The 17455-nt window shown below is 64.1% G+C and carries 17 protein-coding genes; 4 read left to right on the top strand and 13 right to left on the bottom strand.

Annotated features, from left to right (window positions below; translation table 11 throughout):
- Positions 1 to 76 precede the first annotated feature (76 nt).
- On the top strand, positions 77 to 724 hold the full coding sequence (locus GGD63_RS28870) for an HAD family phosphatase (protein WP_183246938.1): 648 nt from the start codon (positions 77 to 79) through the stop codon (positions 722 to 724).
- A 471-nt stretch (positions 725 to 1195) separates the two neighbouring features.
- Here the strand turns inward: GGD63_RS28870 and GGD63_RS28865 are convergent, their stop codons facing one another.
- The 9 genes from GGD63_RS28865 to GGD63_RS28825 form a co-directional block, all read right to left on the bottom strand.
- Positions 1196 to 2944, bottom strand: coding sequence for a TRAP transporter large permease subunit (locus tag GGD63_RS28865; protein WP_183246936.1), 1749 nt, complete (start codon positions 2942 to 2944; stop codon positions 1196 to 1198).
- A complete protein-coding gene (locus tag GGD63_RS28860) occupies positions 2941 to 3609 on the bottom strand; it encodes a TRAP transporter small permease subunit (RefSeq protein ID WP_183246934.1) in 669 nt (222 codons plus the stop codon). Before GGD63_RS28860 ends, GGD63_RS28865 begins: the two co-directional genes overlap by 4 nt.
- A gap of 93 nt (positions 3610 to 3702) precedes the next feature.
- Positions 3703 to 4842: a TRAP transporter substrate-binding protein gene (locus tag GGD63_RS28855; RefSeq protein ID WP_183246932.1), complete on the bottom strand. Its 1140-nt coding sequence runs from the start codon at positions 4840 to 4842 to the stop codon at positions 3703 to 3705.
- A gap of 211 nt (positions 4843 to 5053) precedes the next feature.
- A complete protein-coding gene (locus GGD63_RS28850; protein ID WP_183246930.1) occupies positions 5054 to 6022 on the bottom strand; it encodes an ABC transporter ATP-binding protein in 969 nt (322 codons plus the stop codon).
- Entirely contained in the window at positions 6019 to 7014 is a 996-nt protein-coding gene (locus GGD63_RS28845; RefSeq protein ID WP_183246929.1) for an ABC transporter ATP-binding protein, read from the bottom strand. Before GGD63_RS28845 ends, GGD63_RS28850 begins: the two co-directional genes overlap by 4 nt.
- Positions 7014 to 7931 carry an ABC transporter permease gene (locus tag GGD63_RS28840; RefSeq protein WP_130363364.1) on the bottom strand — a complete coding sequence of 306 codons (918 nt, stop codon included), beginning with the start codon at positions 7929 to 7931 and terminating at the stop codon, positions 7014 to 7016. The genes GGD63_RS28845 and GGD63_RS28840 overlap by 1 nt, the downstream gene beginning before the upstream one ends.
- Positions 7897 to 8856, bottom strand: coding sequence for an ABC transporter permease (locus GGD63_RS28835; protein ID WP_183246928.1), 960 nt, complete (start codon positions 8854 to 8856; stop codon positions 7897 to 7899). Before GGD63_RS28835 ends, GGD63_RS28840 begins: the two co-directional genes overlap by 35 nt.
- A 26-nt stretch (positions 8857 to 8882) precedes the next feature.
- Entirely contained in the window at positions 8883 to 10673 is a 1791-nt protein-coding gene (locus GGD63_RS28830) for a peptide ABC transporter substrate-binding protein (RefSeq protein WP_183246926.1), read from the bottom strand.
- A 262-nt stretch (positions 10674 to 10935) separates the two neighbouring features.
- Positions 10936 to 12354 carry a M20 family metallopeptidase gene (locus GGD63_RS28825; protein WP_183246925.1) on the bottom strand — a complete coding sequence of 473 codons (1419 nt, stop codon included), beginning with the start codon at positions 12352 to 12354 and terminating at the stop codon, positions 10936 to 10938.
- A 276-nt stretch (positions 12355 to 12630) separates the two neighbouring features.
- Here GGD63_RS28825 and GGD63_RS28820 point away from each other — a divergent pair, with 276 nt between their 5' ends.
- The 3 genes from GGD63_RS28820 (at position 12631) to GGD63_RS28810 (ending at position 14983) form a co-directional block, all read left to right on the top strand.
- A complete protein-coding gene (locus GGD63_RS28820; RefSeq protein WP_183246923.1) occupies positions 12631 to 13602 on the top strand; it encodes a S1C family serine protease in 972 nt (323 codons plus the stop codon).
- Between the two features lie 21 nt (positions 13603 to 13623).
- On the top strand, positions 13624 to 14694 hold the full coding sequence (locus GGD63_RS28815; protein ID WP_183246921.1) for a phospholipase: 1071 nt from the start codon (positions 13624 to 13626) through the stop codon (positions 14692 to 14694).
- Between the two features lie 82 nt (positions 14695 to 14776).
- Positions 14777 to 14983 (top strand): hypothetical protein, encoded by a 207-nt coding sequence (locus GGD63_RS28810; protein ID WP_183246919.1) that lies wholly within the window; start codon positions 14777 to 14779, stop codon positions 14981 to 14983.
- A 96-nt stretch (positions 14984 to 15079) separates the two neighbouring features.
- Here the strand turns inward: GGD63_RS28810 and GGD63_RS28805 are convergent, their stop codons facing one another.
- The 4 genes from GGD63_RS28805 to GGD63_RS28790 all read right to left on the bottom strand — a co-directional run bounded on the left by GGD63_RS28805 (position 15080) and on the right by GGD63_RS28790 (position 17454).
- Positions 15080 to 15742: a DsbA family protein gene (locus GGD63_RS28805; protein WP_183246917.1), complete on the bottom strand. Its 663-nt coding sequence runs from the start codon at positions 15740 to 15742 to the stop codon at positions 15080 to 15082.
- An 88-nt stretch (positions 15743 to 15830) separates the two neighbouring features.
- A complete protein-coding gene (locus tag GGD63_RS28800) occupies positions 15831 to 16553 on the bottom strand; it encodes an LrgB family protein (protein WP_183246915.1) in 723 nt (240 codons plus the stop codon).
- Positions 16550 to 16933, bottom strand: a complete 384-nt coding sequence (locus GGD63_RS28795; RefSeq protein WP_183246914.1) for a CidA/LrgA family protein — start codon at positions 16931 to 16933, stop codon at positions 16550 to 16552. Before GGD63_RS28795 ends, GGD63_RS28800 begins: the two co-directional genes overlap by 4 nt.
- A gap of 44 nt (positions 16934 to 16977) precedes the next feature.
- Positions 16978 to 17454 (bottom strand): PaaI family thioesterase, encoded by a 477-nt coding sequence (locus tag GGD63_RS28790; protein ID WP_183246912.1) that lies wholly within the window; start codon positions 17452 to 17454, stop codon positions 16978 to 16980.
- Between the last annotated feature and the right edge of the window lies 1 nt (position 17455).

Raw genomic sequence — 17455 nt, 5'->3', positions numbered from 1 at the left:
CGCGCACCACAACCGTCGAGACAGTCCCGGGTTTGTCCTCAGTACTCGGGCAGGATATGACTGCGGTCACGGCCGGATGTTCGGCCAATCCGAGAGTGTTGCCGTGACTGACGCAATCAAGCTATTCCTGTTCGACATGGACAACGTGCTCTGCGACTACGACAGGGCAAAGCGTGTTGCCTGCCTGGCGGAGCTGGCGGGGACGACCAGCGCGTTCGTCCACGAGGCGATCTGGGACAGCGGCTTCGAGTCGCTCGGCGACTCCGGCGCGCTCGATGCTGCGGATTATCTGCGAGGCTTCGGCGAACGCATGGGCTATCCGCTGTCGCTCGACGAATGGGTGGAAGCGCGGCGCCGTTCGATGCAGGCCGATCGCGCGATGCTGGAGATTGCCCGTCGCCTGCGCAAGACCGTCGATGTTGCCATCCTCACCAACAACACCACGCTGGTCGCCGACCATATCGATACGCTGCTGCCCGAGCTGCGTCCGCTGTTCGGCTCGAGAATCTACGCCTCGGCCCAGTTCAAGACGGCGAAACCGGACCCGCGCTGCTATCGTCGCTGCCTGTCTGAGCTCAACGTGATGCCGCAGGCCGTCCTGTTCGTCGACGACCTCATGACCAATGTTGCCGGCGCGCGCGAGGCGGGGCTGTTCGCGCATCACCACACGTCGCTGGAGGCGTTCGGGCAGGCCCTCTCGGAATATGGCCTGCTTCTTGGATGAATATGCGTAACATCGTAACGTCGGTGAAGGCGTCCAGGCAGGCTCGGCCCCGGCGCGATCACCTGTCGTGATTGGGGACCCATTCCTCCGCGGTCGAGTCCCAATGATGGGTATCGTCGAAGTGCCGCCACGGGGGCCGCTGCGGCTTGGGCTCGGCGGGCTTTTTCCACGGTTGGGGCATGAGCGCGCCAAGCCTCATCGTCCAGTCACGGGCGCTCTGTTCCCAGTACGGCCTGTTGAAGGGCGTAAGCATCGGGGCCTCCTTCAAGCAAGAAGCGTGGCCATCCTAGCACCATCGGAGGCACGTGGTGTAAGATGCTTCACAGTCCGAGATGTTTTTTCCGCCTACTCCTTCGCCCACGGAGCGGCCGGCGGCTCCACGCCGCCCATGGAAGCGTCGAACGCGGGCGCGCCGGCCTTCGTTTCGAGAGGCCGGATTCCAGGCCGGCGAAGCACTGAGACGTTCGACGCTCAACTTCCGTACAGATAGTTCGGCAGCCACAGCGTCATGCCGGGCCAAAAATACATGATGACCATGCAAAGAATGACAATCAGCATGTAGGGCATCATGCCCGCGAAGATCTGGTTGAGCGTGACGTGTTTCGGCGACACGCCTTTCAGATAGAAGGCCGACATGGCGACCGGCGGAGACAGGAACGCGGCCTGCAAATTCACAAATACCAGCGTCCCCCACAGGATGGGGTCGATGTTGAAGTGCTTCAGCATCGGCAGGAAAATCGGCACGAAGATAATGATGATCTCGGTCCATTCCAGCGGCCAGCCGAGCACGAAGATGATCGCCTGCGACAGGATCATGAACTGGATCGCCGACATGTTCAGCGACAGCACCCAGTTCTCCAGCAACGCCTGACCGCCGAGGATGGCAAACACCGCCGAGAACAGCGCCGAGCCGACGAACAGCCAGCACACCATCGCCGTGGTCTTGGCGGTCAGGAACACGGCTTCCTTGGTGCGCTTCCAGTCGAGCGTCCGGGCTTGCACCGCCAGGAGGAAGGCGCCGGCGGCACCGACGGCGGCCGACTCTGTCGCTGTGGTGATGCCGAACAGGATCACGGCCAGTACGACCACGGTGAGGATTCCGAGCGGCATCACGGACGAGGTGAGGAGCTTGAGCACCTCGAAGCGCTCTCCGTTCATGCGCCAATAGGAACGCGCGGTCCACAGGGCCAGGATAGCCGCGCTGATCGCGAACCAGAGATAGAACTGGAGGTCTGGTCCCTTTTCGGCGGACGTCGGTTCCACCGCCGATACGGTACCGCCCAATTGCTCGAGCCCCTCGACCGCGCCCGAAGCGGCGGCGGCTTGCTGGTGGATGACGACATACCACCAGACGATGGATAACGTGCCGGCGGTCAAGAGGAACGGCACCAGCGCAATCAGGAAATTCTGCATTATCGCCCGATAGCTCATCGGCTTGCCATCGAGCTCGACGCGCCCGGCCTGGCCGGGCGAAATCACAGCCTTCAACAGGGCGATGAACAGGTTGGGCGAATACAGGGTCTCAAATCTCGTGATCCAGGCCGGCACCTCGACCCGGGTGTGCTCCTCCGATAAAGGCGGGGCGATCTTTGGATTTATCAGCGCCCAAGCGACGATGTAGACAAGGTACAGGAACGCCAGGAAGAAGCCCGGAAACATCGCGGCCGCGTAGAGCTTGACGATGGACTGTCCGGCGACTGCCGCATAGACGATGATCATCACGGATGGCGGGATCAGGATTCCAAGCGTGCCGCCGGCGGTGATGACGCCGGAGGCGAGCTTGACGTCATAGCCGGCCCGCAGCATCGGGTTGAAGGCGATCACGCCCATCAACACGACCACCGCGCCGACCAGTCCGCTGGCGATCCCCCAGAACGTGCAGACGATCAGGGTCGTGACCGCGAGCGACGCCGGCACGCGGCGAAACGCAAGCTGGATCGAATAGAACATCTTGTCGACCAGCGCGCCGCGCTCCATCACATAGCCCATCAGGACGAACAGCGGGATGGAAATCAGCACGTCGTTGGTCATCGCGCCATAGGTGCGCTGAACCATCAGCTCGAAGACGCGGTTCTGCGTCCAGTGCTGCGCGGGGTCGTAGAAGGCGATGAAACCGAAGAACATGCCGAGGCCCATCAGCGTGAAGGCCGTGGCAAAGCCCATCATGATAACGACGACGATAAGCGCCAGCATCAACAGGCCGAGTGCCGGATCGCTCATGTGTTGATTTCCCCACCCATGCCGCGCTGCCGCGCCATTTCGTCGATCCGCTGTGCGCTCTCGATGGCGAGCCGGCGCGATTCCTCATCGACATATTCGCTTTTTGCGAGCTGCTCTTCGACCACATCGATCTCGGCGACGTCGGCGAGCCGGCTCGGCCACTCTCCCGTCTTCAGGCACACGACGCAGCGCACGATCTCGGCCAGGCCCTGCAGCATGATCAGCCCGCCGGCGATCGGGATCACCGATTTGAAGTGGTAGATCGGCGGGCCTTCCGCCGTGACGTTGGAATGCTCGGCGATCCGCCAGGAATCCGCGGCGTAGAAGTAGCCGGCATAGATCAGCGCTGCGATGCCGGGCAGAAAGAACACGATGTAGAGCACGAGGTCCAGCGAGGCCTGGGTGCGCGGACGCATTGAGGAATAGAGAAAATCGCCGCGGACATGGGCGTTCTGTGCCAGCGTGTATCCGCCGCAGAGCATGAACAGTGTGCCGTACAGCATGTTGTCCAGATCGAATATCCACGCCGTCGGCATGTTCATGATGTAGCGCTTGAACACTTCGACGCAGACAACGCTCATCAACAGGATGATCAGCCACGCTGCCGCCTTGCCGACCCAGGTACTCAGGCGATCGATCGTGTACAGTAAATTCTGGACGCTCATGTGTGCGACCGCTCAGCGCGAGGCAATATCGTAGCACAAAGCACCATCCGGGTCGTGCCCTGGATGGTGCGTTGCGGCATGAGGCAGGGACGATCAGATCTTCTTGGCCGCGGCGTTGACGCCAAAATAGTGCTCAAACGCCATGCGGCGGTTGACGACTGTATCCATCTCCCACTGCAATGCTCTTTTCGCGAAGGCGATCTGCGATAGCAGGACCTCCTTGAAAATCGGATTTTCCGTCGCCTTTTTCCTCACGATGTCGTCGTAGAGTTCAAGCTGCTGCTTCAGGATGGCATCGGGCGTCTTGTAGAACTTGACGTTGTCCTTGGTCTGCAGCTCGACGTAGTCCTTCGAGTAGCGGTCGATGGCCTTCCAGGACATTTCGGCCGAAGCTGCTTCGACAGCGTTCGATATGATCGCCTTCATCTTGTCAGGTAGAGCGTCATATTTCGTCTTGTTGAATGTGATCTCAAGCTGTTCGGCATTCTGGTGAAAGCTCTGCAGCATGCAGACCTTGGAGACGTCGGGGAAGCCGAGCACGCGATCGGACGTGGCGTTGTTGAACTCGGCCGCATCGAGGAGGCCGCGGTCCATTGCCGAGACGATCTCGCCGCCGGGCAATGCGTTCACCGCGGCGCCCTGCGCCGAGTACAGGTCGATGGAGATGCCGACGGTCCGGAATTTGATGCCCTTGATGTCATCGGGCTTGGTGATCGGCTTCTTGAACCAGCCGAACGGTTGCGTCGGCATCGGTCCGTAAGGGAAGGAGACGACATTGGCGCCGATCGACTCATACAGCTTGGCGAGCAGTTCCTTGCCGCCGCCGAACTTGTGCCAGGCCAGCAGCATGTTGGCATCCATGCCGAAAGCGGGTCCCGAGCCCCACAATGCGAGCGCCGTCTGCTTGCCGTAGTGATAGACGAGCACGCCGTGGCCGCCGTCGAGCACACCCTTGGACACCGCATCCAGCAGGCCGAAGGCCGGCACCACGGCGCCTGCGGGAAGCACCTCGATCTTGAGCTCGCCGCCAGTCATGTCGTTGACCTTCTTGGCATAGTCGAGCGCGTATTCGTGGAAAATGTCCTTGGAAGGCCAAGTGCTCTGCCAGCGCATGCTGATCGGGCCCTGCGCGCTCACGATGGTCGGCGCTGCGACCGTTGCCGCCGCTCCGGCTGCGGCAGTTTTGAGGAAACGGCGGCGCGTCGACGCGCCGTCCTTGCTCGTCTTCGTCATGATGTCCTCCCTCAGCGCGATCCGTGACGGATCGCCCCTTTTTTTGTAAGGAGAAGACAAGGGCTTGCGCCGAAAGTTCCTGACGATGCGACGCTACGACGCGGAGGGCGTGCAGGAGGCCGCCAACTCGCCTGTTCGAATTATTCCCCGCCCATCGGGTCAAATTAAACGGCAGCGTAAAGGCGCCTGCTGAGAATGACGCGCTGCACCATTACGCCAGATGACACGCTACGAAGTGCCCTCCCGCCCCCTCCTTCAGCTCGGGCGCGCTTTCCGAGCAGCGCGGCTGGGCGATCGGGCAGCGGGTGTGGAAGTGGCAACCCGACGGCGGCTTCATCGGGCTCGGTACGTCGCCCTTGAGGCGGATGCGGTCGCGCTTGAGTTTTGGATCTGGCACCGGCACCGCCGACAGCAGCGCCTTGGTGTAGGGATGCTGCGGATTGCGGTAGAGGTCGCTGGCCTTGGCCAGCTCGACAATTCGGCCGAGATACATCACGGCCACGCGGTCGGAGATGTGCTCGACCACCGAGAGGTCGTGGGCGACGAAGAGATAGGTGAGGTTCAGCTCGGCCTGGAGGTCTTCCAGGAGGTTGATGACCTGGGCCTGGATCGACACGTCGAGCGCGGAGACCGGCTCGTCGCAGACGATCAGCTTCGGCTCGACCGCCAGCGCGCGTGCGATCACGATGCGCTGGCGCTGGCCGCCGGAGAATTCGTGCGGGTAGCGCCGCATGTGCTCGGCCTTCAGCCCGACCTTGACCAACAGGCCTGCGACGCGCTCCTCGCGCTCCTTGGCGGACGAGGCCAGATTGTGGATGGTGAAGGCTTCGCCGAGGATGGCGCCGACCGTCATGCGCGGATTGAGCGAGGCGAACGGATCCTGGAACACCAGCTGCATGTTGCGCCGCATCGCACGCAGATCGTTGCCGCCGAGCTTGCGTACGTCCTGGCCGTCGAAGATGACCTCGCCGTCGGTCGGCTCGATCAGGCGCAGCACGCAGCGGCCCGTGGTGGACTTGCCGCAGCCGGATTCGCCGACGAGGCCGAGCGTCTCGCCGCGATCGACCGAGAACGATACGCCGTCGACCGCATAGACGCTGCCGACCTGGCGCGACAGCAGGCCGCCGAGCACAGGGAAATGTTTCTTCAGGCCGCTGACGCGGAGCAAGGGTTCGCTCATGACGCGGCTCCCAACGACGTATCTCCCAGGTGACAGGCCATCCGATGGCCGGGCGAGACCTCGCGCAGCAGCGGCTCCTTCTCGGTGCAGACGTTCATGGCAAACTTGCAGCGCGGCGCGAAGCGGCAGCCGACCGGCGGATTGATCAGGATCGGCACCGAGCCGCCGATCGCCTCCAGCCGGGTCTTGTGCTCGCTGTCGAGATCGATGCGCGGGATCGAGCGGATCAGGCCTTGCGTATAGGGATGACGGGGATCGCCGAAGAGATCGTCGACGGGCGCTTCCTCCACCACCTTGCCGGCATACATCACGACGACGCGCTGCGCGGTCTCGGCGACGACGCCCATGGCATGGGTGATCAGCATCACCGCCATGCCGAAGCGCTCCTTCATGTCCTGCAAGAGATCGAGGATCTGCGCCTGGATCGTGACGTCGAGCGCCGTGGTGGGCTCGTCGGCGATGATCAGCTTCGGCTTGCAGGCGAGCGCCATCGCGATCATCACGCGCTGGCGCATGCCGCCGGAGAACTGGTGCGGATAATTGTGCACGCGGCCTTCGGCGTTGGGTATCTGCACCAGCTTCAACATCTCGATGGTGCGCTCGAGCGCCTGCTTCCTGGTCACCGCTTCGTGCCGGCGCAGGCTCTCGGCGATCTGCTCGCCGATCGTGAGCACCGGATTGAGCGAGGTCATCGGCTCCTGAAAGATGAAGCCGATCTCCTTGGCCCTGATCTCGTCGAGCTGATTGCTGGTCAGCGGCACGAGATCGCGGCCCTCGAAGATGATCTGGCCGGCCGCGATGCGGCCGGGCGGCATCGCGATCAGCTTCAGGATCGACATCGCGGTCACGGTCTTGCCGCAGCCGGATTCGCCGACGACGCAGAGCGTCTCGCCCTTGTTGATGGAGATGTCGACGCCGTCGACGGCCTGGAGGATGCCGTCGTCGGTGGAGAAGTGGGTTTTCAGGCCCTTGATCTCGAGCAGCGGCGCCATCAGATCACCCGTCGCGCATCGAGCGCGTCACGCAGGCCATCACCGATGAAGTTGATGGCGACCACCGCAATGAAGATCGCGCCGCCCGGAAACAGCGCCCAGTGCGGACCGATGTCGAGAAAGTCCTTGGCGTCATACAGCAGCCGTCCCCAGGTCGGAGTGTCGGGCGGAAAGCCGAGACCGAGGAAGGACAGGGTCGATTCCGCGATGATGGCGGCGGCGACGTCGATGGTGCCGGCAATGATCACCGGACCGACCGCATTGGGCAGGATATGGCGCACCACCTGCCGCACCGGGCTGGCGCCGAGCGCGCGCGCCGCTTCGACGAACTCCTTCTCGCGGATCGACAGGAACTGCGCGCGCACGAGCCGCGCCACCGGCATCCAGCGCAAGCCCCCGATCACCAGCACGATCAGGATGAAGATGCCGCCTTCGGGACCGAACACCTGCTTCAGCCCGTCGCGGAAGAGATAGATGAGCAGGAGCAGCAGCGGCAGTTGCGGTAGCGACAGGAAAAGGTCGGTGAGCCACATCAACCCGTGCCCGAGCGCACCGCGCGACATACCGGCGAGCGCGCCGATCAGCGTGCCGATGAAGACCGAGACCAGCATCGCGGCGAGCCCCACCGCAAGCGAGATGCGGCCGCCATAGATCATGCGCGCCAGAATGTCCTGGCCGAGATCGTCGGTCCCGAAGGGATGGGCGAGCGAGGGTCCCTGCATGCCCGCGACAATGTCGATGTCGTTGATCTTCACACGCCACACGAAGGGCCCAAGCACGACGGCGAGCACCAGAATGAGGAGCAGGAAGGCGCTGACGACGGCGAGCCGGTGGCGGCTGTAGCGCCGCCACGTCTCGCGCCAGGGCGAGTAGACGCCCCGCTCAGCGGAGGGAGATGCGAGGGTCAAGCCAGCCATAAAGGACGTCCGCGATGAGGTTGAACAGCACCACGAGGCACGCGAAGACGAAGGTGACGGCCATCACCACCGGCGTGTCGTTGGAGAGGATGGAGGAGATCAGCAGCGAGCCGATACCGGGAATGCGGAAGATCTGCTCGGTGACGATGGCGCCGCCGAACACCGCGGGCATCTGCAACGCAATCAGCGTGACCACAGGGATCATCGCGTTGCGCATCACGTGCTTGACGATCACCGTGGCCTGGCCGAGGCCCTTGGCCCGCGCCGTGGTGACGTAGTCGAGCCTGATGACGTCGAGCATCGCCGAGCGCACGAAGCGCGTCATCGACGCTGCCTGGAACAGGCCGAGCACAGCCACCGGCATGATGGCCTGACGGATCATTTCGAGCACCCAGCGGATGCCGGTGGCCTTGATGTCGGTGGTGTAGACGAAGGGCAGCCAGTCCAGCGTGACCGAGAAGATCAGGATGAACAGGATGCCGGTGAAGAAGGTCGGCAGCGAGAAGCCGACGAAGGCGAGCGTGTTGGCGATCTGGTCGAACAGCGAATAGGGCTTGGTCGCGGCATAGACCCCGACCGGAATCGCGATCAGCAGCGCCAGGATCTGCGCCGACCCGATCACGTAGAGCGTGGCCGGCAGGCGCTGGAGGATCAGCGTGTCGACGTCCATCCGGCTGACGAAGGAAAAGCCCCAGTCCCCGTGCAGCATCGCGTTGAGCCAGTGCAGGTAACGAAGGTGGATCGGATCGTCGAGACCGAACTTGGCCCGGAGTGCGGCCTGCACTTCGGGCGGCACGTTCGGGTTCGTCGCCAGTTCGGAGAACGGGTCGCCGGGGGCGAGCGCGAGCACGACGAACAGCACCAGCGAAATCGCCAGCAGGCTCGGAACGGCAATCAGGAGGCGACGCAGGACATACTGACTCATAGGGAAGAATCCCGTTTAGGCTGCGCTCATGCCTCCCGGTACCAGTCCTGGATGTTGTCGGTCTCGTTAGCCCAGCCACTCAGCGCTGGCCGCAAGTTGTTGGCGGCGGCCTCGACCTTGAGGCGGTGCATCACCGGAATGAACACGGTGTCCTGCCACAACAGGTCGTTGCACTTGATGTAGAGCGCGGCGCGCTTGACCGGATCGGTCTCGGTCTCGGCGGCAGCAATGGCGTCATCATAGTCCTTGTTCACGTAGCGCGGGAAGTTCTGCCCCTGCCACTTGTTCTCCTTGCTGGCGACATTGGCGGAGATGTAACGCTTCATGTGCAGAGCCGGATCCGGCTGGGTCATCGGGATCTGGAATTCCTCGATGTCGGCATAGAACTTCGGGAACGTGTCCGGATTGGCGACGTCGGACGAGAAGAACACCGAGGCGACGACCGATTTCAGCTCCACGTCGATGCCGGCCTTCTGACAGGCCTGCTTGACGATGGCCTGGGTCTTCTGGCGCGGACCGTTGGTCGAGGTCTGGTACAGAAGTTTGAATTTCTTGCCGTCCTTCTCGCGGATGCCGTCCGCTCCGACCTTCCAGCCGGCGTCATCGAGCATCTTCGATGCCTTCTCGATGTTGAACTCCCACGACGTGTTCTTTGAGACGAATTTCTCGGGCCCGTTGAGATAGTTGGCCGTGGTGCGTCCGGCCCGGCCGTAGATCGCTTTCTTGACGGACTCGCGATCCACGAGCAGGGCGAGCGCCTTGCGCACGTTCGGATCCGACAGGATCGGGTGCTTGGTCTTGATCGAAGAGCGCTCGCCGTCGATCTCGACGTTGGGGTCGGTGAAATTGATGGCGATGAACTCGATGTCACCACCGGTGGCATAGACGGTCTTGCCCTTGCCCCCCTTCTCCAGGCGGAGCAGCACGTCGTCTTCGACCTGCATGTTCCAGGCGAAATCGAATTCACCGGTCTGGATCACCGCGCGCGCCGCCGAGACGGCATCGCCGCCGCCCTTCATCTCGATGGTGTCGAAATGCGGACGGTTGGGCATGTGATAGTCGGGATTGAGCTGGCCGCGGACCACATCGCCCGGCTTGAACTCGACGAACTTGTAGGGACCGGTGCCCACCGGGGACAGATTGTTCGGCGCCTCGCGGGACTTCGAGCCCTTGTAGTCGGCAAACAGATGCTTCGGGATGACACATCCATAAGCGCCGACGAACGCGTTGGCCCAGAACGGCGTCGGATTCTTGAACAGGATGCGGATGGTGAGGTCATCCACCTTTTCGACCGTCATGTCCGCGTAGGTGCTGACGGAGACGGCGGCCGTAGCCGGATCGCTGGCATAGGCCCAGGTGAACACGAAATCGTCGGCAGTCAGGGGTTTGCCGTCGTGCCATTTGACGCCGGGCTTGATCTTCCAGGTCACCGACTTGGCATCGGCGGCAAGGCCGCCATTTGCGAGTGAGGGAATTTCGGCGGCCAGAATCGGATTGAGATTGCCCTCGGCGTCCCAGCTCGCGAGCGGCTCATAGAACAGACGCGAGCCGTCCTGGTCCTTGGTGCCGTTGGCAAAATGTGGATTGAGCAGCGTCGGCCCCTGCCACCACAACAGCTTCAGCGCGCCGCCACCGCCGCGCTTGGTCGGAGGATAGGGATTGGGGCTCTGCGCCATGGCGACACCGCCAAGCGCCAGGATCTGGTTGGCCAGAGGGGCGGTGAGACCGACCGCGGCGAGGCGCTTGATGAAGGCGCGGCGATCCATCCGCCCGCCCTTCACCTGACCGATCATCGAACGCAGTTCTTTATCCAGCATGGTTGTCCCCCGTCTGGTTCCCGTATGGATGCAGGCGGCCGCAAGAGGCGACCGCCGGGTTTGGCTGGCGGTAGATGGCACACCGATTAGGGGGCACGTCAACTGGGACCGTGTGTATGCAAACGGTCTTCTGGCTGTCCGTTGAGCAAAACCGTGTTCCGCAGCCCAAGCGTTTGGCAATCCGGCGCCAAAACGCGCCGGAAACCGCGCTGCACTGCGGAAAATTTGTTCGTCGGATCAGACGAAGTATCGAGGCCGAATTCTACGCCACGGACATAGTCAGCGGCGGCGAGACGTGGTCCGGCAGCGGACACACATAAGGTGTCTTGGCCGTGCGCTTCTTCAGGTCCGCCTTCGCGGCCTTGATCAGCTCCGGTTCCGTCAGCGCCTTGATGCCGAGCCCGGCCATCGCCTTGGCCGCCTGCACCATGGCCTTGTGCGCGTGCGCGCTCTTGCCCTGCGCCACCACCTGCCAGGTGTGGAAGGGCGTGCCGATTGCAACCGTGGGTGCGTGAACCTGCACGGTCGGCACCACCCAGCTGACGTCGCCGACGTCTGTCGAGCCGACAAGCGGGTTGCGCTTGGCATCGAGCGGCACCAGGAAGTCGGCCAGCGGCCGATCGGTCGGCTCCATGCCGATCGCGTAGTAGACCGAGGAGATGTCCTTGTCGCTCAGCGTCGCACGGATCTGGGTGGCAAAGCTCTTGTCCCCATCGTCGAAATGCGGCGGTCCGAGCTCTTCCATGACCCGGTGCAGCGCCTGCTCCAGCGGCGTGTTCGGCAGGATGTTGGAGACCGCGGAAATGATCTTCATCTCGACCTTGGTCTCGGTCATCAGCGCGGCCCCCTGCGCGATCTTGGACACGCGCTCGACCAGCTCGTTCATGCCGGGAAGATCGCGGGCGCGGATCGAGTAGCGCACGCGCGCATGCGCCTGCACCACGTTGGGCGCGATGCCGCCGGTGTCGAGCAGCGCGTAATGCACGCGCGCATCGCTCGGCATGTGCTCGCGCATGTAGTTCACGCCGACATTCATCAGTTCCACGGCATCGAGCGCGGAACGGCCGAGATGCGGCGAAGCCGCCGCATGCGAGGTGCGGCCGGTGAAGATGAAGTCGGCACGCGTATTCGCGAGCGACGGCGTCACCGCCACCTCCCAGAAGCTGTGCGGATGCCAGGTGATGGCGATGTCGGCGTCCTCGAACGCGCCGGAGCGCACCATGAAGGCCTTTGCCGCACCACCTTCTTCGGCCGGGCATCCGTAATAGCGCACACGGCCGGGCACCTTGTTCTCGGCGAGCCAGTCCTTCACCGCGGTCGCGGCGAGCAGCGCGGCCGAGCCGAGCAGATTGTGGCCGCAGCCATGGCCATGGCCGCCGGTCTCGATCGGACGGTGTTCCGCAACGCCCGCCTCCTGGCTGAGGCCCGGCAGCGCGTCATACTCACCCATGAAGGCGATGACCGGTCCGCCCTCGCCCCACTCGCCCATCAGCGCGGTCGGGATGCCGGCGACGTTCTCGGTGATGCGGAAGCCCTGATGACGCAACTCGGCGAGATGTTCGGCGGCGGACCGCGCCTCGGTGTAGCACACCTCGGGCGTGCCCCACACCTTATCGCTGAGGTCGATGAAACGCGCCTTGATCGTGTCGACGCCACGCCAGATGTCGCTGCGGTTATCCATGCTTCGGTCCGTGATCCCTTGGTCAAACGAAGCGGCAATGGTTAGCAGCTTCATTGCAGCCCGCCTAGCACCTCGCCGGACAGCAGCCATGCGGCCGGTGCCGGATCGCGCGGTTGCCCGTCCCCTGTGCACGCGGCGTTACCGTGCGTTTCGAAGATTTCATGCGGCGTTCTCCGGAACGAGGCTTTCAAGACGGCCTTCTCCGGCCTAAATTATGCGTGCTTCGCGCGTCGTCCCGCATCAATGGCGGCGCGATGCACTCAGCAGGAGAACTCCATGCCCGCCCTGACCGAATGGAGAGTGCCGCCGGCCAATCAGCCGCGTGCGAGCGATTACGGTTTCGATCTCGACCGCGCGCTCGCTTCCGTCGTCGGCCTGCACGCCATCGTCCCGCCGGACGCATTCAGCGCCGAGACGCTGGGCACCGAACGCGCCGGCAACGGCGTCGTGATCGACGACGGGCTGGTGCTGACCATCGGCTACCTCATCACCGAAGCGGAATCGGTGTGGTTGCACCTCGCAGACGGTCGCGTCGTCGAGGGGCATGCGCTTGGTTTCGATTCCGTCACCGGCTTCGGCCTCGTGCAGGCACTCGGTGAGCTCGGCGTCGAGCCCTTGCCGCTCGGCAACTCAGCAGATACCCGCATCGGCGACCGCGTCGTGGTCGGCGGCGCCGGCGGCCGCACGCGATCGGTTGCAAGCCAGATCGTGGCCAAGCAGGAATTCGCCGGCTACTGGGAATATCTCCTGGACGAGGCCGTTTTCACCTATCCCGCGCACCCGAACTGGGGCGGCACCGGCTTGCTCAACGAGCGCGGCGAGTTGATCGGCATCGGCTCGCTCCAGCTCGAGCGTGAACGCGACGGAAAGGCCGAGCACGTCAACATGATCGTGCCGATCGACCTGCTGAAGCCAATCCTGGAGGACTTGCGCAAGTTCGGTCGGGTCAACAAGCCGGCGCGGCCCTGGCTCGGGCTCTACTCGACCGAGATCGACAACCGCGTGGTGGTGATCGGCATCTCCGCCAACGGCCCGGCCGCACGCGCCGAGCTCAAGACCGGCGACGTCATCCTCGCCGTGGACGGCGAGAAGATCACGAGCCAGACCGCCTTCTACAGGAAGATGTGGGCTCTCGGCGCCGCCGGCGTCGACGTGCCGCTGACCGTGCACCATGAGGGCGTCACCTTCGATGTCACGGTGACCTCGACCGACCGCTTCAGGCTTTTGAAGGCACCGAAGCTGCATTGACCCCAAGCCAGGAATGCCGCGATGAGCGAGGCCGTGATCGACGACATCGTGGCCGTTCTGCCGCGGCTGCTGAATGCGCTTGAAGCGCTCGGCTTCTTCCAGCGGCATTTTCACCCGCCTGCCTTCGCCTCCGTCATGAACGCGATCGGCACGCCGGACGCGGCGCTGCAGACATCGCACGCCGCGATCGGCGAATGGCCGGAGCAGTTTGCCGGACTGCGCGAACGACTCGATCTCGCCTGCAACGAGACGCTCGCCGCCTTTGCCGGCATCCGCGAGGTCGAGCGCGGCAATGGCGATCTCGTCGCCGTCTTTCGCGCGCTGCGCCATGTACCGCGCGCGCTGGAGGCGCTTTATCCCCTGGCGGGGCAATTTCCGCCGGTCAGCAGCTTCTTCCTCAACGCCGCAAATCGCGAGAATGAGGATCTGCTCTCGCGACTGCAGGTCAGCACGAGCGAGCACACCGGCATCTTGCACAACCACAACGAGCCCGGCAGCCGCGGCGGCTTCTCGGTCTATGTGCCCGAGTACTACAGGCACGATCGCGCCATGCCGCTGGTGATGGCGCTGCATGGCGGCAGCGGCAACGGCCGCGGCTTCCTGTGGAGCTGGCTGCGCGATGCCCGCAGTCTCGGCGCGATCCTGGTGGCACCGACTGCAACCGGCCCGACCTGGGCGCTGATGGGCGATGACGCCGACACGCCGAACCTGATGCGCATACTCGAAACGGTGCGCAGCCGCTGGACCGTCGATGCTTCCCGCATGCTGCTGACCGGCATGAGCGACGGCGGCACCTTCTGTTATGTGAGCGGGCTCGACGGCGCCTCGCCCTTCACCCATCTGGCGCCGGTGTCCGCAACCTTCCATCCGCTAATGGCAGAAATGGCCGACATCACGCGCCTGCGGCAGCTGCCGATCTTCATCACCCACGGCAAGCTCGACTGGATGTTTCCCGTGCAGACCGCGCGCCAGACGCAGGCGGCGCTCGCAGCCGCCGGCGCGAACATCACCTATCGCGAGATCGACGACCTCAGCCACACCTATCCGCGCGAGATCAACGCGGAGCTGTTGCAGTGGCTGAATGCGGGATGAACGATCTCTCCTTACATGCGCCGCATGGCCGCGGAACCTTTCTCTCCGGGCCGACGTTATCGGCCGTCACCGGAGGTTCGACATGCAGACTTTTTTCGGAATGATCTTGGGCGCGCTGCTGCTTGCCGGCAGCGTCTATGTCTATGACTCCATGCGGACGTCGTCGGTCGCCAATGGCGAGGTCGCGACCAGCAATCGCACGATCGTGAACTGGGATGTCGCCAAGGCCGATTGGGATGCGCTGCGCGATCGCGCCCACAAGGACTGGGTCCGGATCTCGTCCAAGTAGTCTCGTCCAAATCATTTCGTCCGACCGACATGAACAAGGCGCCGTCGCAGCTCCGCGGCGGCGCCTTCATGTTGGCTGTGATCAACGATGCGCGCGTCAGTTCATCCTGGCCTTGCGGGCGTCGGCGATGACCTGCTCGAATTCGGTCATGCTGAGCACGCCGGGCACGCGGTACTTGCCGACGATGAAGGACGGGGTGCCGCGGAAGCCGAAGGCTTCGGCCTGCTCGTTGTTGCGCTTGAGGATGGCGTCGATGTCCTTGGCATGACCGGTGAGATCGCGCTTCAACCGGTCCATGTCGACGCCGGCGGCCGCGAGCAGCTCGTTGATGCGCGGCTCGGTCAGGCGCGAGCTGACGCCCATCATGGCATCATGGGCCTGGAGGTACTTGCCCTGGAATTTGGCCGCGAGCGCGATTCGCGCTGCCGTGACCGAGACCGGCCCGAGGATCGGCCAGTCCTTCATCACCAGCCTCACCTTGCCGTCGTCCTGAACGACCTGGCGCAGCTCGGGCTCGAGCTTGCGGCAATAGGGGCAATTGTAGTCGGACCATTCGACGATCGTGATGTTGCCGTCGGGATTGCCGGCGACCGGCGTGTCGGGATCGCGCAGCACCTTGGTCTCGGTCAGCACCTCGTCATCGCCGGCGGCTGCCCGCGCCGAGGTGATGCCGCCCGCCGCGAGCGCGCCCGCCCCGATCAGCGTCAGCGCCGCACGCCGGGTCGGCATCAGGCGGCTCTTATTCCCAGATCCAGTCATATCTCGTCCCGTTTCGGTCCCATCGTCGACAAATACGGCTCAGAACCGGGAATTGTTACCGACCATATAGAATGTTGCGGTCGCGATGTCATCGCACCAGCAGCGTGACCGCCAGGGGGACCAGGAACGAGGTCACCAAAGCGTTCAGGCTCATGGCGATGCCGGAGAAGACGCCGGCGATCTCGTCGACCTGGAACGCTCGCGCAGTGCCGATGCCGTGCGCGGCGAGGCCCGCGGCAAAGCCGCGAGCCCGGTAGTCGGTGATGCCGGTGCGGTTCATCAGCGGCGTCACGATGATTGCGCCCATGATGCCGGTGAGGATCACGGCGACCGCCGCCAGCGAAGGATCGGCGTGCAGGGATTCGGCGATGCCCATGGCGACGCCGGCGGTGACGGATTTCGGCGCCAGCGACAGCACGACATCGCGCGGCAGCCCGGCGAGCTCCGCCAGCAGCACCACCGACACCACCGCCGTGACCGAGCCTGCAATCAGCGCCACCAGCATCGGCACGATCGATACGACCACGCGCTTGCGGTTCTCGTAGAGTGGCACGGCGAGCGCGACGGTCGCGGGTCCCAGCAGGAAGTGCACGAACTGCGCACCGGCGAAATAGGTCGTGTAGGAGGTGCCGGTGACAAGCAGGAACGCACCGATGATCCACATCGCATGCAGCACGGGATTGGCGAGCGGATGGCGCCGCGTCGCCAGCGACACCGCATCCGTGCTCGCATAGACCAGCAGGGTCACGGTCAGCCACAGCAGCGGGGACTGCGAGAGATAGACCCAGAGCGAGAATGGGTTGTCCGTCATCGCGCGTCCTGTTGCCTCAACAACCGGCTGACGAGGCGGAAGGTCAGCACGGTCGCGAGCAGCGTGACGACCACGGACAGTGCGAGCACGAGGACGATGGCGATGCCGTGAGACGCGAGCAGGTCGAGCTTCTGCACGACGCCGACGCCGGCCGGCACGAAGAGCAGCGAGAGATGGGCCAGAAGGCCCTTGCTCGCCGTCTCGATGCCATTGTCGCGCAGCGGCCCGTGCGCAAGCAGCGCAAAGCGGTCGCGGGCAAGCAGCAGGATCAGGAGCAGCAGCAGTCCGAGCACGGGTCCCGGCAATGGCAGGCCGAGGCCGCGCACGACGGCTTCGCCGATCAACTGGCAGAGCAGGATGAGACCGAGACTTGCAAGCATGGCGTTCACATCAAGGGATGTGCCGCCAGGCTTGTCAATCGCCGCTATGCGTGGGACGCGCGCGGTTCATGCGAAGTCGCAAGGCGCGGCAGCATCGTCATCAGCGTCCCGGTCATCGTGGCGATCAGCGTGGTCTTGCCGTCATGCTCGGCGAAGGCCTTTGCCTCGCAGAAGGTGAGCGTACGGCCGGGCTTGACCACCTCGGCCTTGAAGACGAAGCGCTCGCCGCGGGCGGGCGCGAGCAGCGTCGTCTTGAATTCGACGGTGAGGATATCGGCCTCCGGCGGCATCAGGGTGAAGGCGGCAACGCCGCAGGCGTTGTCGAGCCCGGCCGTGACGATGCCGGCATGGATGAAACCGTTCTGCTGCGTGAGGGCCGGCGCATGCAGCATCGCCAGCTCGACCTCGCCCGGCGCGAGACGGACGATTACGATGCCGAGCGTGCGCATTGCCGGCTGGCCGTCGAACATGGCGATGGCCGCCGCGCGATAGCCCGGGTTCTTCGGCTCGAACGCAGTCATG

It is taken from the genome of Bradyrhizobium sp. cir1 (assembly GCF_014198245.1).
In the GTDB taxonomy this organism is placed as follows: Bacteria; Pseudomonadota; Alphaproteobacteria; order Rhizobiales; family Xanthobacteraceae; genus Bradyrhizobium.
Note: the sequence above shows the minus strand (reverse complement) of the source record. Positions and strands in the feature narration are given on the sequence as shown.